This is a genomic window from Pantoea sp. Morm (assembly GCF_016643525.1).
Classification (GTDB): Bacteria; Pseudomonadota; Gammaproteobacteria; order Enterobacterales; family Enterobacteriaceae; genus Pantoea; species Pantoea dispersa.
Map to the genome: position 1 here is coordinate 1 of NZ_VOQX01000066.1, position 25,759 is coordinate 25,759.

General features: G+C 56.0%; 20 protein-coding genes and 1 pseudogene. 13 read left to right on the forward strand and 8 right to left on the reverse strand.

Annotated features, from left to right (window positions below):
• Positions 1-232: pseudogene (locus tag FT726_RS19595) on the forward strand (hypothetical protein); the annotation flags it as partial.
• Positions 233-301: 69 nt separating this feature from the next.
• Here FT726_RS19595 and FT726_RS19600 read toward each other — a convergent pair.
• The 4 genes from FT726_RS19600 to fliD all read right to left on the reverse strand — a co-directional run bounded on the left by FT726_RS19600 (position 302) and on the right by fliD (position 3,337).
• On the reverse strand, positions 302-976 hold the full coding sequence (locus tag FT726_RS19600) for a class I SAM-dependent methyltransferase (RefSeq protein ID WP_058757411.1): 675 nt from the start codon (positions 974-976) through the stop codon (positions 302-304).
• 178 nt (positions 977-1,154) lie between these two features.
• Positions 1,155-1,514: a flagella biosynthesis regulatory protein FliT gene (gene fliT, locus FT726_RS19605; protein WP_282996769.1), complete on the reverse strand. Its 360-nt coding sequence runs from the start codon at positions 1,512-1,514 to the stop codon at positions 1,155-1,157.
• Between the two features lie 2 nt (positions 1,515-1,516).
• On the reverse strand, positions 1,517-1,918 hold the full coding sequence (gene fliS / locus FT726_RS19610; RefSeq protein WP_021509889.1) for a flagellar export chaperone FliS: 402 nt from the start codon (positions 1,916-1,918) through the stop codon (positions 1,517-1,519).
• A 12-nt stretch (positions 1,919-1,930) separates the two neighbouring features.
• Positions 1,931-3,337, reverse strand: a complete 1,407-nt coding sequence (gene fliD, locus FT726_RS19615; protein WP_238561862.1) for a flagellar filament capping protein FliD — start codon at positions 3,335-3,337, stop codon at positions 1,931-1,933.
• 235 nt (positions 3,338-3,572) lie between these two features.
• Here fliD and FT726_RS19620 point away from each other — a divergent pair, with 235 nt between their 5' ends.
• The 3 genes from FT726_RS19620 (at position 3,573) to FT726_RS19630 (ending at position 9,520) form a co-directional block, all read left to right on the forward strand.
• A complete protein-coding gene (locus tag FT726_RS19620; RefSeq protein WP_058771164.1) occupies positions 3,573-4,505 on the forward strand; it encodes a flagellin in 933 nt (310 codons plus the stop codon).
• 170 nt (positions 4,506-4,675) lie between these two features.
• Complete coding sequence (locus FT726_RS19625) at positions 4,676-8,188, forward strand: glycosyltransferase (protein ID WP_346303250.1); 3,513 nt, start codon at positions 4,676-4,678, stop codon at positions 8,186-8,188.
• 180 nt (positions 8,189-8,368) lie between these two features.
• Positions 8,369-9,520 carry a DegT/DnrJ/EryC1/StrS aminotransferase family protein gene (locus tag FT726_RS19630; protein ID WP_262257737.1) on the forward strand — a complete coding sequence of 384 codons (1,152 nt, stop codon included), beginning with the start codon at positions 8,369-8,371 and terminating at the stop codon, positions 9,518-9,520.
• Between the two features lie 32 nt (positions 9,521-9,552).
• On the opposite strand, the gene rfbD is transcribed toward FT726_RS19630, so the two are convergent.
• Genes rfbD through rfbA form a run of 3 tightly spaced genes read right to left on the reverse strand, consistent with a single transcriptional unit; the run spans position 9,553 to position 11,835 of the window.
• A complete protein-coding gene (gene rfbD / locus FT726_RS19635) occupies positions 9,553-10,434 on the reverse strand; it encodes a dTDP-4-dehydrorhamnose reductase (RefSeq protein ID WP_346303251.1) in 882 nt (293 codons plus the stop codon).
• Positions 10,419-10,967, reverse strand: coding sequence for a dTDP-4-dehydrorhamnose 3,5-epimerase (rfbC, locus tag FT726_RS19640; RefSeq protein WP_021509897.1), 549 nt, complete (start codon positions 10,965-10,967; stop codon positions 10,419-10,421). The genes rfbD and rfbC overlap by 16 nt, the downstream gene beginning before the upstream one ends.
• A 1-nt stretch (position 10,968) precedes the next feature.
• Positions 10,969-11,835 carry a glucose-1-phosphate thymidylyltransferase RfbA gene (gene rfbA / locus FT726_RS19645; RefSeq protein WP_282996528.1) on the reverse strand — a complete coding sequence of 289 codons (867 nt, stop codon included), beginning with the start codon at positions 11,833-11,835 and terminating at the stop codon, positions 10,969-10,971.
• A 320-nt stretch (positions 11,836-12,155) separates the two neighbouring features.
• Between rfbA and FT726_RS19650 the strand changes: the two genes are divergently transcribed.
• The 8 genes from FT726_RS19650 (at position 12,156) to FT726_RS19685 (ending at position 19,524) form a co-directional block, all read left to right on the forward strand.
• Positions 12,156-13,124 (forward strand): HNH endonuclease signature motif containing protein, encoded by a 969-nt coding sequence (locus tag FT726_RS19650; protein WP_264239921.1) that lies wholly within the window; start codon positions 12,156-12,158, stop codon positions 13,122-13,124.
• A gap of 143 nt (positions 13,125-13,267) precedes the next feature.
• Positions 13,268-13,990: an RNA polymerase sigma factor FliA gene (locus FT726_RS19655; protein WP_021509900.1), complete on the forward strand. Its 723-nt coding sequence runs from the start codon at positions 13,268-13,270 to the stop codon at positions 13,988-13,990.
• Positions 13,991-14,039: 49 nt separating this feature from the next.
• A complete protein-coding gene (gene fliZ, locus FT726_RS19660; protein WP_031280184.1) occupies positions 14,040-14,543 on the forward strand; it encodes a flagella biosynthesis regulatory protein FliZ in 504 nt (167 codons plus the stop codon).
• 119 nt (positions 14,544-14,662) lie between these two features.
• The gene (locus tag FT726_RS19665) at positions 14,663-15,661 is read left to right on the forward strand and encodes a D-cysteine desulfhydrase (protein WP_407075078.1); all 999 of its coding nucleotides are present in this window, start codon (positions 14,663-14,665) and stop codon (positions 15,659-15,661) included.
• Positions 15,662-15,811: 150 nt separating this feature from the next.
• Positions 15,812-16,612 (forward strand): cystine ABC transporter substrate-binding protein, encoded by an 801-nt coding sequence (gene tcyJ, locus FT726_RS19670; RefSeq protein ID WP_282996522.1) that lies wholly within the window; start codon positions 15,812-15,814, stop codon positions 16,610-16,612.
• Complete coding sequence (gene tcyL, locus FT726_RS19675; RefSeq protein ID WP_058757420.1) at positions 16,612-17,280, forward strand: cystine ABC transporter permease; 669 nt, start codon at positions 16,612-16,614, stop codon at positions 17,278-17,280. Before tcyJ ends, tcyL begins: the two co-directional genes overlap by 1 nt.
• On the forward strand, positions 17,277-18,029 hold the full coding sequence (gene tcyN / locus FT726_RS19680; protein ID WP_021509905.1) for an L-cystine ABC transporter ATP-binding protein TcyN: 753 nt from the start codon (positions 17,277-17,279) through the stop codon (positions 18,027-18,029). The genes tcyL and tcyN overlap by 4 nt, the downstream gene beginning before the upstream one ends.
• A 412-nt stretch (positions 18,030-18,441) precedes the next feature.
• The gene (locus FT726_RS19685) at positions 18,442-19,524 is read left to right on the forward strand and encodes an acyltransferase family protein (protein WP_288421790.1); all 1,083 of its coding nucleotides are present in this window, start codon (positions 18,442-18,444) and stop codon (positions 19,522-19,524) included.
• Between the two features lie 155 nt (positions 19,525-19,679).
• Here FT726_RS19685 and putA read toward each other — a convergent pair whose 3' ends face one another.
• Entirely contained in the window at positions 19,680-23,624 is a 3,945-nt protein-coding gene (gene putA, locus FT726_RS19690) for a trifunctional transcriptional regulator/proline dehydrogenase/L-glutamate gamma-semialdehyde dehydrogenase (RefSeq protein ID WP_346303254.1), read from the reverse strand.
• A gap of 445 nt (positions 23,625-24,069) precedes the next feature.
• On the opposite strand from putA, the gene putP reads away from it, so the two are divergent.
• A complete protein-coding gene (gene putP, locus FT726_RS19695; protein WP_346303253.1) occupies positions 24,070-25,554 on the forward strand; it encodes a sodium/proline symporter PutP in 1,485 nt (494 codons plus the stop codon).
• Positions 25,555-25,759: the final 205 nt, after the last annotated feature.

Sequence of the window (25,759 nt, forward strand, 5' to 3'; positions counted from 1 at the left end):
CAAGCTGACGCGCCTGGATGATGACTGGGTTAACGTTAACCGTCAGGCGCGTGTGATGCCGCTCTCGCTGGAGAACGGTGAGCTGCACTACGATGGCCTGACGCTGCGTAAAGTGGAACGCCCAACCGTCGAGTGCCAGCAGGCGCTGGACGAAGTGGCAAAGCGCCCTGGCGATGCGGTGATTCAGGATATTGAGCCGCAGATTCTCAGGCCGGTCTCGGCAGAGAAATAAGGGACAGAGCTGAAATGCTTTTCTTCCTCTCCCGACTGCGGGAGAGGACATTTCATCAGGCTGGAACGGTTATCGCTTCTGCAATAAATAGCTGTTTTCAAAGCCGGGCAAACTGCCAATCACATCGAACCCATTAAAATAGCCACCCGCGCGTAATAAATCCACAGCAGGACCGACCTGCGGTGAATACTGGTGATCGCGATAATCGTCAAAGACGATAAAGCCGCCTTGCACCAGGGTGGGCGAATATAACAGGAAATCGAGCAATACATGGCGGCCTTCGTGTCCGCCGTCAATATGCAGTAATACGGTACGCGGATTAAGGGCCTGCACCCGCTCAATACTTAATTCAGAGTAGCCACGGATGAGATTAACCTGGGGAAACAGCTTTTCGTGATAAAAGCGCAGCTCACTTTCCTGATTTGCCAGCTCCATGGGATCGATGCTGATAATGCGACGTTTATGCTGGCAAATTTCATTCATGAAAGCCGTCGATTTCCCTTTCCACACGCCGATTTCAATGATGTCACCCGCCACATTATTATGCTCGAGTAACCAGCAAAGATAACCCAGGCATTTTACATGGCTATGGAAAGAGAGTTCACGGCGCGCCATGGCCAGCTCTGCCGGTAATTCTGCCTGCGCCTGTGCCAGAGCATCACCGACCTTATCCCAGGTGTCATCGATGAGCTGCTGTATTTCAGGCTCCTGAAAAAAAACTTTTAAATCCGCGATATCGAGCATGTCGTTGCCTTATAAAGAGAGAATACAGCCGGCAAGGCTGAAAAGGTCTGCGTTAAATGTGCCACAGTTGCCATCATTCAAGGCGGTAATAAGGCTCAGTTTAAGGGGGTAATTAAACGCTTAGCATGGCGGGGGCGGTAAGAATCCAGGGAGAACAGCGTCTCCCTGACAGAGAGGATTATAAATCGCTGGGGTAAAGCACCTGACTGGAAAAACGACCATACGCGTTGGTGACTTTCTGTTGCTGCGTGGTTTGCTGGACCAGCGAACGCAGTTCTTCCATGCGGGTCGCCATCAACTGCTTAATCTCAAGCTCATTGTCCATCACCTGCTTCAGCATGGGCCGTAACTGGACACGCAGCGCAGCAGGCAGGGCGGAGGTATCACGGTCGTGCGCTACGTGCTTAACGCTGCTCACGTAAGCTGCCTCACTGGACACTAAATCATCCCAGTGCCCCTGGCGCGCCTGTTTCAACATCTGATTACTCAGGCTGAGCAAACGCTGATACCCCTGCAGCAGGTCGTTATCTGAAGTCATGGTTACGCTTCCTGAACGGCGTGAGGACCAATTTGTTTCCACGCGTCGGCAATGTTGCTCAGCAAGCGCTCGACTTCCGCAATCGCTGCCGGATCGTTGTGCAGGTTGGCTTCCAGCAGACGGCGGGTCATGTACTCGTAAAGATTATCCAGATTGGCAGAAATCTCTCCACCGGCTTCATGGTTCAGCCCGGCGCGTAAGCCATTAGTAATGATATTAATGGCTTTCGACAGCGCCTGGCCTTTACCGGGAATGTCGCCCTGATCCATCAGAATGGTGGCTTTCTTCATGGCGCTGAGCGCGCCATCAAACAGTAAAACCACCAGCTGATGTGGGCTGGCGCTTAACACGGCACTTTCCAGACCGACCTGTGCGTAGGCCTGCGTTCCCGATTTAGCGTACATATTTAACTCCTGTTAACTGCTCATGTTCGCGAACTGCTGCGTCAGATAGTTCTGGGTCTGGGTCATGGATGAGACCAGCGTATTCAGGTTCGTGAACTGTGTCTTGTAGCGCGCCATAGTGGCGGTAATCTGTGCGTTTACCCGATCGTAATCGTCAGACAGTTTTTTCAGCGTTTTATTGATGCCATCAGTGGCGTTCTGTACAGAGCCATTGCTGCCTAAAATCTGATCCAGATAGTTACTGGTTTGCGTCGCAAAGCCGGTGGTTTTGCCGTCACCGGACAGGAAACTGACCACATCCGCCGATTTTTCATCCAGCGCTTTGTTCAGCTTGGTGCTGTCGACGGTCAGCTTGCCATTCACGTCCTGGGTAATACCGATTTGTGACAGCAGGGAAATACTGCCGCCGCTTTGGGCACTGGTGGACAGCTTGGAGCGCAGGCTGGTCTGGATGTTACGCAGCGTGCCATCACCTAACAGATCGCCATTGCTGGAGTCCTGCGAGGTACTGCCCTGATCCACGGCAGTGTATTTGGTCTGGTTACTGATGGTGGTCTGCAGCGAGTTGTACGCGTCAACGTAAGCCTGCACCGCGGCGATCATCGGCGCATTATCCTTGGTGACGGATAAGGTTTCCGGGCTGCCGGTGTTGGTTTTGGTCAGATTCAGCGTGACGCCTTCCGGCGCATCAGTAATGGTGTTGCTGCTGCGGGTGATGGCGACGCCGTTGATGCTCAGTTTGGCGTCGGCAGCGGTTACCTGCTCCGTCATACCATTGCTGCTGCCACCTTTGGTAAAACCAATATACTGCGCCAGGGCGCTGTCATCGGTAGAAACCGTCATCTCGTTGGTGGTGCCGGTATCACGCGAGGTCAGGGCCAGATAATAGGTATTGTCATCGGATTTGATGATACTGGCGGTAACGCTGCCCTGCTGTTTGTTAATCGCATCTTTAATGTCCGTCAGGCTGGTTTGATCTTTGCTCAGCGTGATGGTCATTGGGTCTTTCTGACCCGGTTGCGTAATGGTGATGGTGCGCGAGGCGAGGCTGGAATCGCCTAAATCGCCATCTTTACTGGTCGCGCTTTTCGACAGCAGCGACTGCGCTTTAGCCAGTTGGGTGACTTCAACCGAAAAGTTACCGGCCGCCGCATCATTGGCCAGCGTGGCGGTGAACGCGGTATTGGTGCTACTGACTTTTGTTGAGGCAATTGCAGACGTGTCTTTGAGCGCAGCGGCAGCTGTCTGGACTTTCGCCAGTGCCGTTTGCACGACGCCCCATGCTGTCAGCTTGGCTTTATAAGAGGTTTGCTGATTTGTAATTGGCGTCAGGTTGGCTTTTTCTGCCGTTTCAAGCTGGTCATACAGATCGCTCAAACCCAGGCTATTACCAGCATTGAGGTTACTTACACTTGCCATGTTGTAATCCTTTATAGGTGGATAATCACTGAGGAGGGTATCGGCAGTGAGCGGAAAAATATTAGACAAAATATAAAAAAACAATGAGGCAAATAAAGAAGGGATAAGGGCCTGTTTTCGGGGTTTAAAAAAATAGCTAAGGTTTTCTCAGGCACCGACGATAACCAAAGCAAGCTGAATGGCCTCGGGCCAAAAGCCCGATAGAATCTCAACTCATTGACTCAAGGAATTTATCATGGCCGTTATCAATACCAACACATTGTCGCTGACCACGCAAAACAACCTGTCCAAGTCACAGGCTTCTCTGGGTACCGCTATTGAGCGTCTCTCTTCTGGTCTGCGTATTAACAGCGCCAAAGATGATGCTGCAGGTCAGGCGATTGCTAACCGCTTCACCTCCAACATCAACGGCCTGACCGTTGCTGCCCGTAACGCCAACGACGGTATCTCACTGGCTCAGACCGCTGAAGGCGCGCTGTCCGAGATCAACAACAACCTGCAGCGTGTGCGTGACCTGACCGTGCAGGCGCAGAACAGCTCCAACTCGGCTTCAGACATCGACTCCATCCAGGCTGAAGTTAACCAGCGTATGGAAGAGATCAACCGCGTAACGTCGCAGACCGACTTCAACGGCATCAAAGTGCTGAACACCGGTTCCGGCTCAACCGACTACAGCTTCCAGGTGGGTTCAAAAGACGGCGAAACCATCGCTATCACCATCAGCGCCAGCGATGGTTACAACCTGGCGAAAGCCGGCACCAGCGGTACCGATCTGAACACCCGTGCAATGGCTTCCGGCGATACCGTTAACGGTACCACGCGTTCAACTGAAGCTGTTGGCTTTGACGTACTCAAAGGTAAAGTGACCGGTGGTGCATCTGGTGCAGCTTCTGGTACCACGCCACTGGCAGACATCGATGCGGCCATCAAATCTGTTGACTCACAGCGCAGCCTGCTGGGTGCCTCACAGAACCGCTTTGAGTCCACCATCACCAACCTGAACAACACCGTGAACAACCTGTCAGCTGCGCGCAGCCGTATTCAGGATTCTGACTACGCGACAGAAGTGTCGAACATGTCGCGCGCGCAGATCCTGCAGCAGGCAGGTTCTTCGGTGCTGGCGCAGGCCAACCAGGTGCCACAGACCATGCTGTCTCTGCTGCGTTAATCCTTTCTTACGCAGATCAGGCCCCCAACTGGGGGCCTTTTTTATGGGCGGGATTAACCGCTTTTTTACTGGATAATGGCGCGATTGTTTCCGGGCGCGCCGCGTATTCTGAGCTGAAAGAGACGTCACACAGACGTGAGTTATCGCCGAGGCTGAGGATACAACCGACAATGAACGCGAACGCACTGGTAAGCATAATCATCCCTGCTTATAAAGCCACCTGGTTTGAACTGGCGCTGAAAAGTGCATTAGCACAGGATTACCCTCATTGTGAAATCATCATTGGCGATGATTGTCCTGATGCAAAAATCGAGGATATTGCCAGTGCGTATCAGGTAAACAGTAAATTTCCCATCTATTACCAGCATCATCATCCCGCATTAGGCGAAATCGCTAACCTCAGTCAGGCAATACGTCGCGCCAAAGGCGAATACGTAAAATTCCTTTATGATGATGATGTGCTTCTGCCGCAGGCCGTCTCGCAATTAGTCGCGGCGCTGTCGCAGGTGCCGCAAGCGGTGATGGCGACAGCCAGACGTAATCGCATTGATTCCGTCGGTAAGCTGATGGCAGACGAGATTTACAGCGTATCGCCGGTATTAGAAGACACGATTTTTCATGGTCAGGATATGGCCCGCTGGCAGGCTGATTTCCTGAACAACTTTATCGGTGAACCCAGTGCCGTTTTAGTGCGCAGCGCGGCGCTGCGCAAGCTGGTGGCGGAGCCGCGCGAGCTGCATGCGTTGATCGATGAAGGGTTGCCGTTCATTGCCGATCTGGTGATTTACCTGCGCTTGTTACGTCATGGTCATCTGGTCTATTTACCGCAGGTGCTGGCGCAGATTCGTATCTCGCGTGAGCAAACCAGTCAGGAAGCGCGCCTCGATGGCAATATAGCCAGTCAGTCTCACCAGCGCTTTCCGGAAGAGATCAAAAAACTGGGCTGGTATGATGAGCAACTGCCGCAGGGCTGGATTCGTCACGCCACGCTGCGCAGCCAGCAGGACTTCCAGCCGTTTGACCTGACAACGGCGCTGCAGAATGCGCGGGTAGAGAGCCATTTTGCCGAGTGGTTCCGCCAACGCACGCTGCGGCCCATCGAACAACAGCTGATTGCACTGCATCTTGCCAGTCAGCCGGTCGCACGTATTGCCGTGGTGATTGATGTGCGCGATGCGACTGAGACCGAGTGGCTGCTGACACAGGCCAGTCTGGATGTCGCCGTGGCCGGTCTGAGCCTGCAACCGGTGGTGCTGGCGGCACCGTATCAATCGTTTATTCCTGCCTCTGTGCAGCGTATTGATGTGCGCGACAATCAGGTAGTCGCTGCGCTCAACACGCTGACCAAAGAGGGACATTTCGACTGGCTGATAGTATTACGGGCCGGCAGTCAACTGTATACCTCAGGTTTGCAGGCGCTGGGAACGGTGCTGCCGGAGGTCGGTCATTGCCAGTTGATTTATGCCGATGAGGTGTATCCGGTCAATGGCCGTCCGGTTGGCGCATCCTTCCGCCCTGACTTTAACCTTGACCTGCTACTCAGTACTCCATCGAGAATGGCCTGCCACTGGCTGTTCCGCCGCGAATTTTTGCAACAGACAGGCGGGTTTGCCACGCACTGGCCGGGCTGTTTTGAACTGGACGTGATTCTGCGCACCATCGAAAGCCAGCCTTTTAATGTGATTGGGCATCTGGCTGAGCCGTTAGTGCAAACCGTCTCATTACGACAGCCGGTGGATGAAGAGCGCGCCCTCATCCGCACCCACCTGCAGCACCGCGGCTACGCACAGGCCGATGTCAGCCTGAGCCCACATAATGTTTATCAGCTGCATTATGGTCACCCGCAGTCGGCCCCGGTTTCCATCATCGTTCTGGTGAGTAATCACCTCCCGAACCTGGTGAGTTGCGTCACCTCGCTGATGGAAAAAACCGCCTCACAGAATTATGAATTGCTCCTGGTTTCTGCTCAGGGCGGAAGTGCCGCCCAGGACGAATGGCTGCGCGGTATCGCTGAGATCGACCCGGCACGCATTCGCACATTGCAGATTGAGGGCGGTTTTCATCGCGCCAGAATGGTCAATGCCGCCGCCGCTGTGGCCAGAGGCGATTACCTGCTGCTGCTGAGTAGCGATTTGGCCATGCTTGATAACAGCTGGCTGGAAAACCTGCTTAACCATGCACAACGTCCGGAAGTCGCTATTGTTGGCGCCCGGCAAATCTACGCAAATGGTCAGGTACGGCACGCCGGTTATGTGCTGGGGATTAACGGCCTGGTAGGTGAGCCGTTCTATGGTGAGAGCCATGAAACCGCGGGACACATGGCGCGTTTGCAAGCCGACCAGAACTACAGCGCGGTGTCAGGCGATCTGATGATGGTGCGTACCGAGGTGTTTCGCGCCGTTGAGGGTCTGGATGAGACGCTGCAGCATTTCGACGATGTCGACTTCTGTCTGCGCGTGCGCGAAGCCGGGTTGATGACGGTCTGGACACCGTACGTGCGTATGCTGCGGCAGGTTAATCCTGAACTGACGGTCGACACGCAGAGTCGAAGCCAGGAGGAAGATCGTCAGCTGCAGAAATGGCAGGCCATCGTGACCCAGGATCCGGCGTATAACCCCAACCTGACGCTCAATAACATCAACTTTAGCGTGTCCTCCGACAGCGAACTGACATGGCGTCCGCTTTCGTGGCGGCCATTGCCGGTGGTTATGCCTTTCATGGCTGATTTTGCCGGTTGTGGTTACTATCGCATCATCAAGCCCTATGAGGCGATGCGTGATGCCGGCCTGGTGGATGGCAAACTCTCCTCCACGCTGATTAATGTTGCCGAGCTCAATCGCTTCGCGCCCGATAGCCTGATTTTCCAGCGCCGGATTGACGCGGAGTTTCATGAATGGCTGGAGAAAGTCAGTAAGCATACGCAGGCGTTTAAAATTTACGAGCTCGACGACTACCTGCCGAATATTCCGCTCAAAAACCATCATCGCTCACAGTTTGGCAACGATGTTAAAAAACTGATGCGGCGCAGCCTGAGTTATATGGATCGCTTTGTCGTATCCACCGAACCCTTAGCCGAAGCGTTCGCGGATATGCACCACGATATTGTGGTGTGTAAAAACCGTCTTTCGCATGACTGGTGGGGCAAGCTGCAGTCGCTGCGCAATCAGGGGAAAAAACCACGCGTTGGCTGGGCCGGGGGCTCCAGTCATACCGGCGATCTGGAAATGATTGTCGATGTGGTGCGCCATTTTGCTAATGACGTGGAATGGGTGTTTTTTGGCATGTGCCCGCCAAAGCTGCGGCCTTTTATTCATGAATATCACCACGGCGTAGAAATTGAGCGTTATCCGGCCAAACTGGCTTCGCTTAATCTCGACCTCGCGTTAGCGCCTGTCGAAGATAACTTTTTCAACACCTGTAAAAGTAATCTGCGCCTGATGGAATATGGTGCCTGCGGCATTCCGGTGATTTGCAGTGATGTGGCGTGTTATCGCGGTGATTTAACCGTTACGCGCGTGAAGAACCGCCACAAAGACTGGGTGGACGCCATCAATATGCATCTGCTGGACCCCGCGGCGAGTGCCCAAATGGGCGCCAGGCTGCAACAGGAAATTCGCCAGGACTGGATGCTGGAAGGCGAGAACCTGCAAAGCTGGTCACAAGCCTGGACGCTGAAGCGTTAATTTTTGACCTGCTGCACTGCAGCAGGTCAATGCAGTTTCAATCTGGATAACACCACACTCTGCGGTCATTCACCGCCTCATCGCTGGCTGAGGCGGAAACCTGTTCTGCAGGGAATGACCCGGCTGATAACTTTCAAGGGTGGGTTGGTGTGAAAAGGCACTCTGCTGAGGTGAAAGATTATGAATAATAAACCTGTGTATGTAACCAGCCCGCTTATGCCACCGCTGGAAGAGTTCATGCCTTACCTTGAACAGATCTGGCAGAATAAAGTTCTGACCAACGGCGGGCCCTTCCATCAGCAACTTGAACAGGAGCTGGCACGCTATTTAGGTGTTGAGCATCTCTGCTTATTTACCAATGGCACGCTGGCGTTGCTGACGGCGCTGCAGGCGCTGCGTATTACCGGTGAAGTCATCACCACACCTTATTCTTTTGTCGCCACCTCGCATTCTCTGTTGTGGAATGGGTTAACCCCGGTGTTTGTCGATATCGACCCGGTAAGCTGTAATATCGATGCCTCCAAAATAGAGCAGGCCATTACACCGAGAACCACAGCCATTATGCCGGTCCACTGCTACGGCAATCCGTGCGACGTGGAGAATATTCAGCGCATCGCTGACCTGTACGGGCTGAAAGTCATTTACGATGCTGCTCACGCCTTTGGCGTCCGTAAAAACGGCAACAGCATATTGAATTATGGTGACTTGTCGATTTTAAGTTTTCACGCAACGAAGGTTTTCAATACCATTGAAGGTGGCGCAATTATTTGCCCGGATGCTAAAACCAAAAAGCGCATCGATTACCTGAAGAATTTTGGTTTTGCAGATGAAACCACCATTGTGGCGACCGGCATTAACGGCAAGATGAACGAGGTGCAATCGGCCTTTGGCCTGCTGCAGTTAAAGCACATCGACCAGGCATTAGCGGAGCGGGCGCGTATTCAGGCACACTATTATGATTTGCTCGCGGAAATCGATGGCATTACGCTGCCGCATATTCCGGCTGATGTTGAATGGAACTACTCTTATCTGCCGGTGATGGTAACGGAAGATTTTCCGCTGAGTCGTGATGAGCTTTATGCTCATCTGCGTGAGCACAACATTATTGCCCGTCGTTATTTCTATCCGCTGATCACCAGTTTCCCGATGTATCGTGGATTACCTAGCGCTGATGAAGCGGCCTTACCGATTGCACAACAAATGTCTCAGCGCGTGTTATGTTTGCCGGTCTATCCTGGCTTAGCATTGGCCGAAGTTGACAATATTGTGCAAATCATTCACCGCCTGGCTGAGCAAAAGCTAACAAGCCGCGCGTTACCTCTGGTGGGATAATAACAAGGCGTCTGAGACGCCTTGTTTTATATTTATTGCAGGGCGGTGATATCAGGAACGGGCTGAACGGTGGCTGAATCACCGGCTAAGCAGGCGGATTGCACGCGATTTTGCCAGTCCGATGCCTCAACCCCCAGCGCCGCTATCCGCGCGGTATTCATTACGCTGTTGACCGGCCTTGCGGCAGCCATCGGATATTGCGCGCTGCCAATCCCTTTCACCAGCACATCCCGCTGCGCGGCCACAAAAATCGCCTGGGCGAATTCGCACCAGCTGACCGCCACATCGCCACAGTAGTGATAAACGCCGGCGGTTTCCGCGCGGGATGCCAGGGTGATAATCGCCTGTGCCAGATCGCCGGCATAGGTCGGGCAGCCGGACTGATCGTTCACCACGCTGATTTCGCTGCGGGTTTCTGCCAGCCGCAGCATGGTTTTGACAAAGTTTGCACCGTACTCACTGAACACCCATGAGGTGCGAATCACTACGGCGTCCGGCAGCACGGAGAATACACGTTTCTCACCCTCCCATTTGCTCAGTCCGTAGAAATTAATCGGGCAGGGCAGATCGCTTTCGGTATAAGGCGTTTTTTTACTGCCATCAAACACATAATCGGTGGAGAGATGAATCAAGCGGGTGCCCTGCTGGTGAGCGGCGATGGCGAGATTTTCCGGGCCGATGGCGTTGACCTTCATGGCGCGGATACGGTCGGTTTCTGCCTTATCGACCGCGGTATACGCGGCGGCATTGATGATCACATCGGGACGGAATTTCTTCACCACCCGTTCCACCGCCGGGCGGTCGGTAATATCTAACTCGGCAGAGCCACAGGCCAGCAGCACCCACTCTGCCGGCACCCGATCCAGTAAACAACGGCCAAGCTGGCCATAAGCACCGGTTAACAAAACGCGCATTGCACTAACTCCTGCAGGGAGAGTCCTTGTTGATCTTTTACCGATAGCAGAGGCGTCGCTACCGGCCATTGCACCGCAATTTCAGCGTCATTCCACATCAGGCAGGCTTCATCCTGTGGGTTGTAGTAATCAGTACATTTGTATTCGAAGTCAGCGACCTCGGAGAGCACCACAAAACCATGTGCCAGACCCGGTGGGATCCACAGCTGGGTTTTGTTCTCTTCAGACAGCTCCAGCCCGGTCCATTGGCCAAAGGTGGGCGAATCCGCACGGATATCGACGGCAACGTCAAACACCGCGCCGCGTACCACGCGCACCAGTTTGCCTTGCGGCTGGGTTTTCTGAAAATGCAGCCCGCGCAGCACGTTACGCGCCGAACGGGAGTAGTTGTCCTGCACAAAATCCAGGTCGATATCCAGCAGTTGCTGATAACGCCGCTTCTCAAAGGTTTCGAGGAAGAAGCCGCGGGCATCGCCAAACACTTTAGGCTGGATAATTTTTACATCAGCAATTTTCGTGGTGATGACCTCCATCTCACTCCTCCACTAGCATCTTCAGATAGTGACCATACTGCGTTTTGCCGAGATAGGCGGCGCGCTTTAGCAGCGATTCGCTGCCGATCCAGCGCTTGCGCCAGGCGATCTCTTCCAGACAGGCAATTTTGAAGCCCTGGCGCTTTTCAATGGTATGAATGAAGTGTGACGCTTCGAGTAAGCTCTCGTGGGTACCGGTGTCGAGCCAGGCAAAGCCACGTCCCAGCACTTCGACGTTAAGCAACCCATCGTCGAGATACATCTGATTGAGGGTGGTAATTTCCAGTTCGCCGCGGTGAGAAGGGCGAACTTCCCGCGCCATGGCGCAGACGTTTTTATCGTAAAAATAGAGGCCGGTGACGGCATAGTTCGATTTTGGCTGTAGCGGTTTTTCTTCAATGGACAGCGCGCGGAACTGCTTATCAAATTCCACCACGCCGAAGCGCTCAGGGTCCATCACCTGGTAGCCAAATACCGTAGCACCCTGCGGTCGCGCGACCACATCTTCGAGCTTTTTACCAAAGCTTTGACCAAAGAAAATGTTATCGCCCAGCACTAATGCGCAGCGCTCACCGGCAATAAAAGACTCACCGATGATAAACGCCTGGGCCAGGCCATCGGGTGATGGCTGCACCGCAAACTGCAGATTGACGCCGAAATGGCTGCCGTCGCCCAGCAAACGCTGGAATCCCGCCAGATCTTCAGCGGTAGTAATCACCAGGATGTCACGAATGCCTGCCAGCATCAGCACCGAAAGTGGATAGTAAATCATCGGTTTGTCATAAACCGGTAACAGCTGCTTCGATACGCCGCAGGTTACAGGATGCAGGCGGGAACCTGTCCCGCCCGCCAGCACTATACCTTTCATCATTGCCTTCCTTATTACGCGTCTCTGCTCTCCACAGAGTCATGCTGTGAGCATACGAGCGCACAGGAATAATTGATGGCGCGAATAACCGATAAAAAAGCGGGCATTGCCGGGGATAAGCGGAAGGAGAGAAAAGCAGCGCGTGGGCATTCCTGCTGAGCTAAATCAAATTGGGCTCTTACGCGGCAGACGATTTCCCCTTGCGCATCATAACCTCAAAAAAGTAACCATCCTGTTACAGCCTGCGTCAGAACTGCCGATAACCCTCTTCAGAATCATTCCAATTTTTACGCTCTATTTTTCCTGTTTCTGGGGTGTCTATGCGCTTCAATTATGACTTGTTACCGGGTGAGCAACTGACCTTCGATGAGATCGCGCTGCGCTATGCGCAGCAGCATCCTGATGAGAAGGAGCTCACCGCCCGCGGGTTGCTCAGCCCGTCAACCAGCTACCGCAACCTGGTGATCCGCGCGCTGTTTGCGCAGGAGGAGCTGAACAGTCCGCTGGAGGATCTGCTGTTTGTTTCCGACGATAACGAGCGCAAAAACTACCTGCGCCGATTCGAGCATTACCTTAAAAATCAGCAGGCGTTTCTCTATTTTCGCCGCAACGACGAAGCGCGTAAAAGCGGACGCTGGAAAGTGATCGGCGAAACCCGGGTGTACGCGATGCTCGATCCCCGCTCGGCGGAGGCGCAAAACCTGCTCAACAGCCGCGGCTTTAAGCTGGTGCTGATGCGCCAGACCGAAGAGGAAGAGTACTGGCAGCTGTTTGATCCGCAGGCGCACCCGTGTTTCCCGCTGTCGCGCAAGATCCAGTTTTTAGTGGTGCTCAGCACACCACAGCAGAAAATGCCCAGCGCGGTAATGCCGGGTACTGAAGTGGGGCGGCGCGTCAAGGCGAAAGTGTTCCAGCGCGCCAGCCAGGCGGAGTTCAGCGCGGCGGTGAAGGCGCGCTATGGTGCCTGCATTATTACCGGCACGCGCTTAACCGAGCGCCACAGCTGGCCGTGGGTGGAAGCCTGCCATATCGACACCCAGGAGAATGAAGAGGGCTTTCTGGCGGATAACAGCGTCGACAACGGCCTGTTCCTGCGCAGCGACCTGCAGCGGCTGTTTATCAACAAAATGATTAGCATTGACGCAGAAACCGGTCAGGTGCTGTTTAATTCCGCGCTGGAATGCGACGAGTCCATTAGCCCTTTTTATCAGGCGCTTGAGGGTAAAACCTGTGCGCTGTGGGACGCCGTCCCGCCTGGCACAAGGCAGCGGCTGCGTAATCTGCGCTGAACCTGCGCACAATGGCGGTGCGATCCACCGCCATCCATAACAAATTTGAAATAACCTCGCTTTTGCCTGCCTATTCTGCCAATCGAAACCGCTACAGAATTGGATAATCATGCCGATAACTTTATTAACGCAGGGTAGTCAACGTGAACGATCTCTATACCGCCGATGGCGTGATGGATAAACATTCGCTCTGGCAGCGCTACGTTCCTCTGGTGCGGCATGAAGCGCTGCGCCTTCAGGTGCGTTTGCCAGCCAGCGTTGAGCTTGACGATCTGCTGCAGGCCGGTGGTATTGGCTTACTGAATGCCGTGGAGCGCTATGACGCGCTGCAGGGCACCGCCTTTACCACCTACGCCGTGCAGCGTATCCGGGGCGCAATGCTGGATGAGCTGCGCAGCCGCGACTGGGCACCACGCAGCGTACGTCGTAATGCGCGCGAGGTGGCCGGCGCTATGCATCAGGTAGAGCAAGCGTTGGGGCGCGCGGCTACCGAGCAGGAAGTGGCTGAGCGGTTGAATGTTTCGCTGGAAGAGTACCGGCAGATTCTGCTGGATACCAATAACAGCCAGCTTTTCTCGTACGACGAGTATCGGGAAGAACACGGCGACAGTGCGGAACTGGTCACGGAGGGGCATGAGGAAGCCAACCCGTTGCATCAGTTAATGGAAGGAAACCTGCGTGAACGCGTGATTGAAGCGATTGAGGCGTTGCCTGAACGCGAAAAATTGGTGCTCACACTGTACTACCAGGAAGAACTGAACCTGAAAGAGATTGGCGCGGTGCTGGAAGTGGGGGAATCCCGCGTCAGCCAGTTGCACAGTCAGGCGATCAAACGCCTGCGGGCCCGTTTGACGGGAGCGCGCTAACAGACTCAGTTCCTGGGGAACCAAAAATAAAAAAACCGGGGACTCAGCAATGGGAGCCAAAGTTAAAGCCAGACCGTTAAGTCGCTACCTTAAAGACTACAAACACAGCCAAAGCAACTGTTCACACTGTGGCAAAGTTTTAGACCGTATGGCGTTAGTGTTCCGCGGCCAGATCATCAATAAAGAGGCCATCGCACGCATGGACCAGATGATTGACGATCAGGTATGGATGAAACTCCAGCCGGAACTGACGGCGCTGTGCCGTTTCTGCAGCGATATTTTTTGTAATACCCATCCGAATTACTTCGATATCATGGCGTTCAAACAATATCTGTTTGAGCAGACCGAGATGAGTCACAGTACCATTCGTGAATATGTGGTGCGTCTGCGTCGTCTTGATGACATGCTGAAAGCGAAAAATTTCCCGGCAGAAAGGTTACGGGGCAACAGCTGGCATGAGTGTCTGCAAAACGATCTGCCCGATGCGGGCAACAATAACTACCGTATTGCACTGCGCAAATATGACCAGTTCTTAGGCTGGCAGCGCGGCTAAGGGTGATTCAGCCCCGGTTACTGGTGAGCATGCCAGCAACCGGGGCGCGTCGCGATCAATTCCGGATGCGACTTTTCTCATCTTCTGCAACACTGTAGGGATAACTGCACATTGCCCGAATGGAGGCTGCATTGTCCTTACCTCTTCTGCACCAGTTTCCCCGTCTTGAACTGCTTGGCGCACCGACGCCATTAGAGCATTTGCCACGCCTGTCTGATTACCTCGGGCGCGATATCTTTATTAAACGTGATGACGTCACGCCGGTGGCGCTGGGCGGTAACAAGCTGCGTAAACTGGAGTTTCTCGCGGCCGATGCGCTGCGTGAAGGCGCCGATGTGCTGCTGACCGCCGGTGCGATCCAGTCCAACCACGTGCGCCAGACGGCAGCCGTGGCGGCACGTCTGGGCTTGAAGTGTGTGGCGCTGCTGGAGAACCCGATTGGCACCGACGCCGCCAACTACCTGAGCAACGGCAACCGCCTGCTGCTGGACCTGATGGATGTCGAGGTCGTGATGGTTGATGCGCTGCACAATCCGCCGCAGCAGCTGGCAGAGCAGGCAGAACGGCTGGAAGCGCAGGGCTTCCGGCCTTACATTGTGCCGGTGGGCGGCTCGAATGCGCTTGGCGCACTCGGCTACGTCGAATGCGCGCAGGAGATCGCCCATCAAAGCGAAGGCGTGGTGGATTTCGCTGCGGTGGTGGTGGCGTCGGGCAGTGCCGGGACGCATGCCGGGCTGGCGGTCGGTCTGGAACAGCTGCTGCCGAATAGCGAGTTGGTGGGCGTGACGGTGTCGCGCAAGGTCGAGGCGCAGCTGCCGGTGGTGGAGCGCATTCGCAGCGCGCTGGCACAGCAGCTGGAGCTGGAAGCACGTGCGCCGATAACCCTGTGGGATGACTATTTTGCGCCGCGCTACGGCGAACCCAATGACGAAGGCATGGAAGCGGTGCGCCTGCTGGCGCGGCTGGAGGGCATTATGCTCGACCCGGTCTACACCGGCAAAGCGATGGCGGGTCTGATCGATGGCATCAGCCAGAACCGTTTCCGCCGGGAAGGGCCGTTGCTGTTTGTGCATACCGGCGGCGCACCGGCGTTATTTGCTTATCATCCTTCGGTATGAGACAGCAGCAAAAAAAGGTTTATAATCCAGCGGTTATTACAAAGAGCACATGCCGGAGCGGCACCCTTTATTGCGAGATAAAGCACGCCGCGCCCAAAATGTGCGTTAATTAACCATAAGCACACAACACATCACAATAATGGGGTAAACATGGCTTTCTCTCCGATTCGTCGCCAGCTGGTGATGGGAATGATGGCGGTCGCACTGGTGGCGGGCGTGAACGTAAAAAGCTTTGCGGCAGAAGATTTGCTGGCGCAGGTCAAGAGCAAAGGTGAGCTGCGCGTCGGGCTGGAAGGCACCTATCCGCCGTTCAGCTTCCAGGATGAAAACGGCAAGCTGACCGGTTTTGAAGTCGAGTTTGCCCAGGAGCTGGCAAAACACCTCGGCGTGAAAGCGGATCTCAAACCGACCAAATGGGACGGCATGCTGGCCTCGCTGGATTCCAAACGTATCGACGTGGTGATCAACCAGGTGACCATCTCCGACGAGCGCAAGAAGAAGTATGATTTCTCCACGCCGTACACCATCTCCGGCGTGCAGGCGCTGACGCTGAAGAAAAACGCGGGCTCCATCACCAAACCGGAAGATCTGTCCGGCAAGAAAGTCGGCGTGGGTCTCGGTTCTAACTATGAGCAGTGGCTGCGCGACAACGTCAAAGGCGTCGATATCCGTACCTATGACGATGACCCGACCAAATATCAGGATCTGCGTTCAGGCCGCGTGGATGCCATTCTGGTCGACCGCTTAGCCGCGCTGGATCTGGTGAAGAAAACCGGCAATACCATGGCGGTGGCGGGCCCGGCCTTCTCCCGTCTGGAAGCGGGCGTGGCACTGCGTAAAGGCAATGAATCGCTGCTGAAAGCGATTGATGGTGCCATTGCCGACATGCAGAAAGATGGCTCGCTGAGCAAGCTGTCTAAGAAGTGGTTCGGCGCGGACGTCACGAAATAATGCAGGAAAGTTTACAGCTGGTGCTGGATTCAGCACCTTTTCTGCTGAAAGGCGCGCTGTTCACGCTGCAGCTGAGTATCGGCGGAATGTTCTTCGGCCTGATACTCGGCTTCGTGCTGGCGCTGATGCGCCTGTCACGCTTCTGGCCGGTTAACTGGCTGGCGCGTTTTTATGTGTCGATCTTTCGCGGCACGCCGCTGATTGCCCAGCTGTTTATGATCTACTACGGTCTGCCGCAGTTTGGCATTGAGCTCGACCCGATTCCGTCAGCCATGATTGGTTTGTCACTCAACACCGCGGCCTATGCCTCGGAATCGCTGCGTGGCGCGATTGCGGCTATTGAGCGCGGTCAGTGGGAAGCGGCCGCCAGTATCGGCATGACGCCGTGGCAGACGCTGCGTCGCGTTATTCTGCCGCAGGCGGCGCGCACCGCACTGCCACCGCTCGGTAACAGCTTTATCAGCCTGGTGAAAGATACCTCGCTGGCGGCCACCATTCAGGTGCCGGAGCTGTTCCGGCAGGCGCAGCTGATCACCTCGCGCACGCTGGAAGTGTTCACCATGTATCTGGCGGCCTCGCTGATTTACTGGGTGATGGCTACGGTGCTGTCGGCGCTGCAAAACCGGCTGGAAGCGCACGTCAATCGTCAGGATCGGGAGGCAAGATGAGTGCAATTGAAGTCCGTCAGCTGGTGAAACAGTTTCACGGTCAGACGGTGCTGCACGGTATCGATCTCGATGTCGCGCCCGGCGAAGTGGTGGCGATCATCGGTCCGAGCGGCTCAGGCAAAACCACGCTGCTGCGCAGTATTAATCTGCTGGAAGTTCCGGAAAGCGGCCAGGTCAAAGTCGGTGACATCAGCATCGACGCCAGCCTCGGCCTGCATAAGCAGAAGGATAAAGTGCGGCAGCTGCGCCAGCAGGTCGGCTTTGTGTTCCAGAACTTCAACCTGTTCCCGCACCGTTCGGTGCTGGAGAACATCATTGAAGGGCCGGTGATCGTCAAAGGCGAAGCGAAGGCGGAAGCCATTGCGCGCGCGCGCACGCTGCTGGAGAAGGTTGGTCTGCACGGTAAGGAAGAGAGTTTTCCACGCCGGCTTTCCGGCGGTCAGCAGCAGCGCGTCGCAATTGCCCGGGCGCTGGCGATGCGTCCGCAGGTGATTCTGTTCGATGAGCCAACCTCGGCGCTGGATCCTGAACTGGTGGGCGAGGTGCTCAGCACCATCCGCGCGCTGGCGCAGGAGAAACGCACTATGGTGATCGTCACGCATGAGATGAGCTTCGCGCGCGACGTCGCCGATCGCGCCATCTTTATGGATCAGGGGCGTATCGTGGAGCAGGGCCCGGCTAAAGCGCTGTTCAGCAATCCGCAGCAGGCACGCACCCGGCAATTTCTCGACAAGTTTCTCAATCAATAATCTCTCCGGGCCGGTTCGCTGGCCCGAATTATTTTTCCTCTAGCAAAATATTAAATACCGCGCTTACCTTTTTGACGCATTAATAAATTTATTTCCCGGCGATATAATTAATGCTGGTTTACTCCGCTGCGGAATGTTCTTAATTTCCACGCGGCATTACGTGCGCGGCGCACCGTCAATTTATGCCATGAAGGCTTAAATAACAGCTATTCACGGCTAACCTGCCGGGCGGTCAATTTATCTCTGGTACTGTAAAGTATTGTTATATCAGGACCAGCGAAAAAGTTTTAGGAGTTTCGCTAGAGTCAGTCCCTGCTGCTTGTTGAATAATCGTTGAATAACCATAAAGGCTTCACTGCCTGATTCTTCATTCTTCTCCTTTAAGACCTACACCGCAGCAGGAGTCAAAAATATGAATAACGCCAGGAAAGAAGATATTGCATGGGTGAATACCCTGAAAGGAGTGTGCATATTGCTGGTGGTACTGTATCACACCGTATTACCCGGCTTTGAAGGCACGGTTAAATATCTCAGTGCCGGCTGGATCCCGGCGGAAATATGGGTGCAGTTTAATACGGTGTTATCACCGTTGCGTATGCCCGCCTTTTTCTTCGTCTCCGGCCTGCTTGCCACCAACGGCATTCTCAACCGGCCGTGGAAACAGGTATTTACCAGCCGCATTACCAATCTGTTCTATCTCTACGTGCTGTGGGGCTTTATTCAGTGGTGGTCGATTGTCGGCATTTCGACTGAAATCACCGGCCAGCGTATCTCGCAGAACCTCAACGCGGCTTACGCCGGTTCGCTGCTGGAGTTCCTTAAGCTGACCTTCCTGGCGATGAGCACCTCGTGGTACCTGTACGGTCTGGCGATCTACTTCCTGTGCGCCAAAATCTTCCGTCAGCACAAAGTGGCGCTGCTGGTGGCGGCGGTGGTGCTGAATTATCTGGCGGTGGAGAAGATCATTCCCTACTGGGGACCGCAGAGCGTGGCACAGTATTTCCTGTTCTTCCTGCTGGGCGCGTTCTGGAGCCCGCTGATGTTGCGCCTGAGTCAGCTGCGCCGCGAGAACCTTCTGCCGTGGGCCGCGCTGGCGGCGCTGTCCGGTATGCACGTGATTTTTGGCCTCGATAAGAGCCTGTTCATGTGCATCATCGCGGTGCTGGTGAGCGTGGCGGCGTGCCGCTGGCTCAACGCGCATTTCAGCATGCGTTACTTCAACTGGATTGGCCGCAACACGCTGCAGATCTACGTTATCCACCGCATTTTTATTGAGTTCTTCGGCATGTCAGCGATTCTGTTTGCGCAGCGCCATCATCTGTTTGAGCAGGCGTGGTTTGCGCTGCTGTGGGCGTGCTTCTATCCGCTGGCGATTGTTGGCATCTGTTCGCTGTGTTCGGTGGCGGTGTGGTCACTGACCAACCGCGGGCTGGGGCAGTCGCTGTTTGTGTTCCCGACGCTGATTGGTTTGAAACGCAGTAAGTCGGTGGCGTGATGTGCGCAGGTAAGTTTTAAAGTGGTACAAAAACGACGGAACGTTTCGTAGCGGCGCGATTCATCGCACAATGAATAGCGCCGCTACGGCCTTATTGCAACCTGCGGTGTCCTTCACCGATCTCCATTACGCCATCCATGGCGATCCTGCTTTATTTAACCAATGGTCATCAGGCTGGCGTTGCCGCCGGCGGCCGCGGTATTGACGCTCAGCGAGCGCTCAATCAGCAGACGTTCCAGCAGCAGATTGGTCTCGCCGCGGGCAAAGCCCTGCACTGACACAATCGCACCTTCGCGGGCGGCAATCTGTTCGCACAGGCTGCGCAGCTGATCGGCATCGCCGTGATAGATCACCGCATCAAACTCCGCCGCCAGCACATCTTTCGCCAGCGTGATGCGCGCCTGCACCGCGGCCGGCAGCGACTGGCGCAGCGTCCGGTGCAGCTCGTCATCCTGCCACAGTGCCTGGCTACCGACGCTGGTGACCGCCGCCAGCTGAATCAGTGCATCCTGCTGGTTATCAGCGATACACAGCACCCGATCGCGCGGCAGCAGCGTAAAGGTGTTGCGCTCACCGGTCGGGCCTGGCAGCAGTCGCACGGTTCCGGCCTGGCTCAGCGCATCGTAACGCTGACACAGCGCCAGCAGTTCCGGCTTATCCTGTGCCCAGCTCTGCAATGCCTGATGCGCGCTCAGCAGCGTGGTGCGCACGCTGCTGTCCACCGGCCGTTCGGCATCCTGACGATCAAAGGTAATGCGCAGGGCGCCGTCCGGACGATGGGCCAGCAGGCGGTAGAGATAGAGCGGGCCGCCGGCTTTCGGACCGGTGCCCGACAGCCCTTCGCCGCCGAACGGCTGCACGCCGACCACCGCGCCCACCATATTACGGTTAACGTACAGGTTGCCGACTTTCGCCCCGGCTGTTACCTGCGCAATGGTTTCATCGATTCGGGTATGCACGCCGAGCGTCAGGCCATAGCCCGAGGCGTTGATCTGCTCAATCAGCTGCGGCAGGTTGTTGCGCGCATAGCGCACTACGTGCAGCACCGGACCGAACACCTCTTTATCCAGATCGCTGACCTGATCGAGCTCAATCAGCGTCGGTTTGATAAAGGTGCCGCTGTGCCACTCTTTGCTGTCCTGCGGATGCTCCTGCACCGCCTGATACACGGTAAAGCCTTTATTGCGCATCGCCTGGATATGGCGCTCGATGTTGGCTTTGGCTTCAGCGTCGATCACCGGACCGACGTCGGTCGACAGACGCTCCGGATTGCCCATGCGGCATTCGGCCATGGCACCACGCAGCATCTTCAGCGTGTGGTCCGCCACATCGTCCTGGATGCACAGCAGACGCAGCGCCGAGCAGCGCTGGCCGGCGCTGTCAAACGCGGACGCCACGATATCCACCACCACCTGTTCGGTGAGCGCTGAAGAGTCGACGATCATGGCGTTCATGCCGCCGGTTTCGGCGATCAGCGGCGTCGGGCGACCCTGCGGATCGAGGCGGCCAGCCAGGTTGCGCTGCAGCAGGGTGGCGACTGCGGTTGAGCCGGTGAACATCACGCCGCGCACCCGCTCGTCGCCGGTCAGCTGCGCACCCACCGTTTCGCCCTGACCGGGCAGCAGTTGCAGCACACCGGCCGGTACGCCGGCATCCAGCATAATCTGCACCGCCTGCGCGGCAATCAGCGGCGTCTGCTCGGCGGGTTTCGCCAGCACGCTGTTGCCGGCCGCCAGGGCGGCGGCAATCTGGCCGGTAAAGATCGCCAGCGGGAAGTTCCACGGGCTGATGCACACTACCGGACCGAGCGGGCGATGGGTTTCGTTATCGAAATCGTCACGCACCATGCCGGCGTAGTAGTAGAGGAAGTCCACCGCTTCGCGCACTTCGGCAATGGCGTTGTTGTAGGTTTTACCCGCCTCACGCACCAGCAAACCAATCAGCTGCTGCATCTGGTCTTCCATCGCCTGAGCGGCACGTTCGAGGATCGCGGCGCGCTCCTGCGGCGGCGTGGCGAACCAGATCGGTCCGGCATTCACCGCGGCATCCAGCGCACAGGAGACCTCTTCAGGGGTGGCTTCCCGCACGCTGCCGACGATATCCGCCGGCGTGGCCGGGTTGATCACCGCGCGGCTGCTGCCGCTACCCAGCTCGCCATCAATGATCGGCTGAGCCTGCCACGGCTGGCTGGCGCTGGAGAGCAGGGCGCTGGAGAGCGACGCCAGGCGGTGTTCATTGGCCAGATCCAGACCGGCAGAGTTAACACGCTTGTCGCCATACAGATCGCGCGGCAGCGGAATCTTCGGATGCGGCAGGCCAATGGCGCCTTCTGCGACACCCATTTTCTCCACCGCAGCCACCGGATCGGCCACCAGCTCGTCAATCGGCAGTGTATTGTCAGCGATGCGGTTGACGAACGAGGTATTGGCGCCGTTTTCCAGCAGGCGACGCACCAGGTAGGCCAGCAGCGTTTCGTGGGTACCGACCGGCGCATAAATCCGGCATGGCCGGTTCAGCTTGCCGTCGGCCACTTTGCCCACTACCTGCTCGTACAGCGGTTCGCCCATGCCGTGCAGGCACTGGAACTCGTACTGGCCAGGATAGTAGTTGTTGCCCGCCAGCTGGTAGATCGCCGCCAGCGTGTGGGCGTTGTGGGTGGCAAACTGCGGATAAATCAGGTTAGGCACCGCCAGCAGTTTACGCGCGCAGGCGAGGTAGGAGATGTCGGTGTACACCTTGCGGGTATAAACCGGATAGCCTTCGAGGCCTTCCATCTGCGCGCGTTTGATTTCGCTATCCCAGTAAGCGCCTTTCACCAGACGGATCATCAGACGACGGCGGCTGCGCTGCGCCAGATCCACCAGCGCATCAATCACAAACGGACAGCGCTTCTGATAAGCCTGAATCACGAAGCCGATGCCGTTCCAGCCTTCCAGCTCCGGCTCAAAACAGAGTTTTTCCAGCAGATCGAGCGACAACTCCAGGCGATCGGCCTCTTCAGCATCGATGTTGATGCCGATGTCATACGAGCGCGCCAGCAGCGTCAGCGATTTCAGGATCGGATAAAGCTCTTCCATCACCCGCTCATACTGCGCGCGGCTGTAGCGCGGATGCAGCGCCGACAACTTGATGGAAATGCCCGGACCTTCATAAATGCCGCGCCCGTTGGAGGCTTTACCAATAGCGTGGATCGCCTGCTGATAGGAGATCAGATAGGCTTTGGCATCGCTGGCGGTGAGTGCCGCTTCGCCCAGCATGTCATACGAGTAGCGGAAGCCTTTCTCTTCCAGCTTGCGCGCGTTGGCCAGCGCCTCGGCGATGGTTTCGCCGGTGACGAACTGTTCGCCCATCAGGCGCATCGCCATATCCACGCCTTTGCGGATCAGCGGTTCGCCGCTCTTGCCGATGATGCGGTTCAGCGATTTAGACAGGTTGGCTTCATTGTGGGTGGAGACCAGACGCCCGGTAAACAGCAGGCCCCAGGTGGCGGCGTTGACGAACATCGACGGGCTGCGGCCCAGATGGGACTGCCAGTTGCCGTTGCTGATTTTATCGCGGATCAGCGCATCGCGGGTGGGCTTGTCAGGAATACGCAGCAGCGCTTCCGCCAGGCACATCAGCGCTACGCCTTCCTGCGACGAGAGCGAGAACTCCTGCAGCAGGCTTTGCACCATACCGGCGCGTCCGGTTGCCCCTTTTTGGTGCCGTAGCTTGTCCGCCAGGCTGTATGCCAGCTGGTGGGTTTTCTCTGCCAGCGGGGCAGGGAGACGCGCCTGCTCCAGCAGCATCGGCACCGCATCGGTCTCCGGACGACGCCACGCGGCGGTGATGGCCGAGCGGCTGACCGACTGCGGCAAAATGTGTTCGGCGAAGTCGAGGAAAGGCTGGAAGCTCTCTTCCGGCACACGCTCATCGTCTGCGGCATCATTCAGCTGCAGCGGGATCTCCGCCAGCGTTTCTCCCGCTTCCAGCTGGCCGAGATAGTTAAAAATTGCCTGCTTGATCAGCCAGTGCGGCGTGCGGTCAATCTTTTGCGCCGCCAGTTTAATGCGATCGCGGGTGGCTTCATCCAGCTTCACCCCCATGGTGGTGGTTCCCATGATTTCCTCGTCCTCAAAGTGTGAATCAACTTCAGCGTGGGCTGCACTATCACTCATGTTGCAACTTTGTGCAACCGTGTTAAATGTGACCTCGGTTGCACGTTTTTAACCGCCTTTTTTGTTAACGCAGCAAAAGCGGCACAGAACTTGCTGCAAGAATCTCGCCAGAGTTGCAACCCACCGCAACAAAACGCATCCTGGCTGATATCAGGTGCAACTTAAAATGTGAACAGGCGCAACCTGTGAGCATGAAAAATGCAAAGTCAGGTGAAACCCAGGTAACAGCTGTGTTAAATGCATTGTGCGCGTCGCACCTTTGCGGCAGGATACCGCGCCTTATGAGAAATCGCTTTCTCTGGATGCGGTAAAGCCCTGACGTTATCCCGTTCCGGTAACGCAGGAAAAAGATTTCTCTTAAGAGATCAAATAATAAGTGGAGAGACAGATGACAGTAAGTACACCGATGCTGGTGACATTTATCATTTACATCCTCGGGATGGTGTTGATTGGTTTTATCGCGTACCGCTCAACCAAAAACTTTGACGACTATATTCTGGGCGGTCGCAGCCTGGGCAGCGTGGTAACCGCGCTGTCGGCCGGGGCCTCGGACATGAGCGGCTGGCTGCTGATGGGACTGCCGGGCGCGATTTTTCTCTCCGGGATCTCTGAGAGCTGGATTGCCATCGGCCTGACGATTGGCGCGTGGCTGAACTGGAAAATTGTTGCGGGTCGCCTGCGCGTGCAGACCGAGCATCACAATAATGCCTTAACCCTGCCAGACTTTTTCACCAGCCGCTTCGAAGACCACAGCAAAATTCTGCGCGTCATCTCGGCACTGGTAATCCTGATCTTCTTCACCATTTACTGTGCCTCGGGCGTCGTGGCGGGTGCGCGCCTGTTTGAAAGCACTTTCGGCATGAGTTATGAAACCGCGCTGTGGGCTGGCGCGGCAGCAACCATTCTTTATACGCTGGTGGGCGGCTTCCTGGCGGTGAGCTGGACCGATACCGTACAGGCCAGCCTGATGATTTTTGCCCTGATTCTGACGCCGGTGATTGTGATTATCGCCGTCGGTGGCCTGGATGATTCGCTGGCCGTGATTGAAGCGAAAAGCCTGGAAAACCTCGATATGCTGAAGGGCCTCAACTTCGTGGCGGTGATTTCACTGCTCGGCTGGGGCCTCGGCTACTTCGGCCAGCCGCACATTCTGGCGCGCTTCATGGCCGCAGACTCGCACCGTTCTATTCGCACCGCGCGCCGCATCGGCATGGCCTGGATGATCCTGTGCCTGGCCGGTGCTGTTGCGGTGGGCTTCTTCGGTATCGCCTATTTCCAGAACCATCCGGAGCAGGCGGCGGGCGTAAGCGAAAACGGCGAGCGCGTGTTTATCGAGCTGGCGCGCATTCTGTTCAATCCGTGGATCGCCGGTATTCTGCTGTCAGCTATTCTGGCGGCGGTGATGTCGACCCTGAGCTGTCAGCTGCTGGTGTGCTCGAGCGCGCTGACCGAAGACCTGTATAAAGGTTTCCTGCGTAAAAATGCCAGCCAGAAAGAGCTGGTATGGGTTGGCCGTTTGATGGTGCTGGTGATTGCGCTGGTGTCGATTGCGCTGGCCTCCAACCCGGAGAACCGCGTGCTCGGCCTGGTGAGCTACGCCTGGGCAGGCTTTGGTGCCGCATTCGGTCCGGTGGTGCTGTTCGGCGTGTGCTGGAAGCGCATGACGCGCAACGGCGCGCTGGCCGGCATGATTATCGGTGCCGCCACGGTGCTGATCTGGAAGCAGTATGCCTGGCTCAATCTGTATGAAATCATCCCGGGCTTCCTGTTTGCCAGCATCGCGATTGTTGTGGTGAGCCTGGCCGGTCGCGAACCGTCGGCTGAAGCGCAGCAGCGTTTTATTGCTGCCGAAGCGGAATACAACACCAAATAACGGTGATGGCCTGAGTAAAGCGGGGAGCGCGAGTGCCGTGCTCCCCGCACTGTTAGTGTCACGTCCTCTGCGCGCGATTCATCGCCTAATCTGTCACTCCGCTCTGACTTTCCCGCATCGCTACCTGACCCGCAAAAGCAAAATTAATTTCGCGCGGTGACTTGTATTTTCATCCGCGATAATGATAATCGATATCGTTCGCACT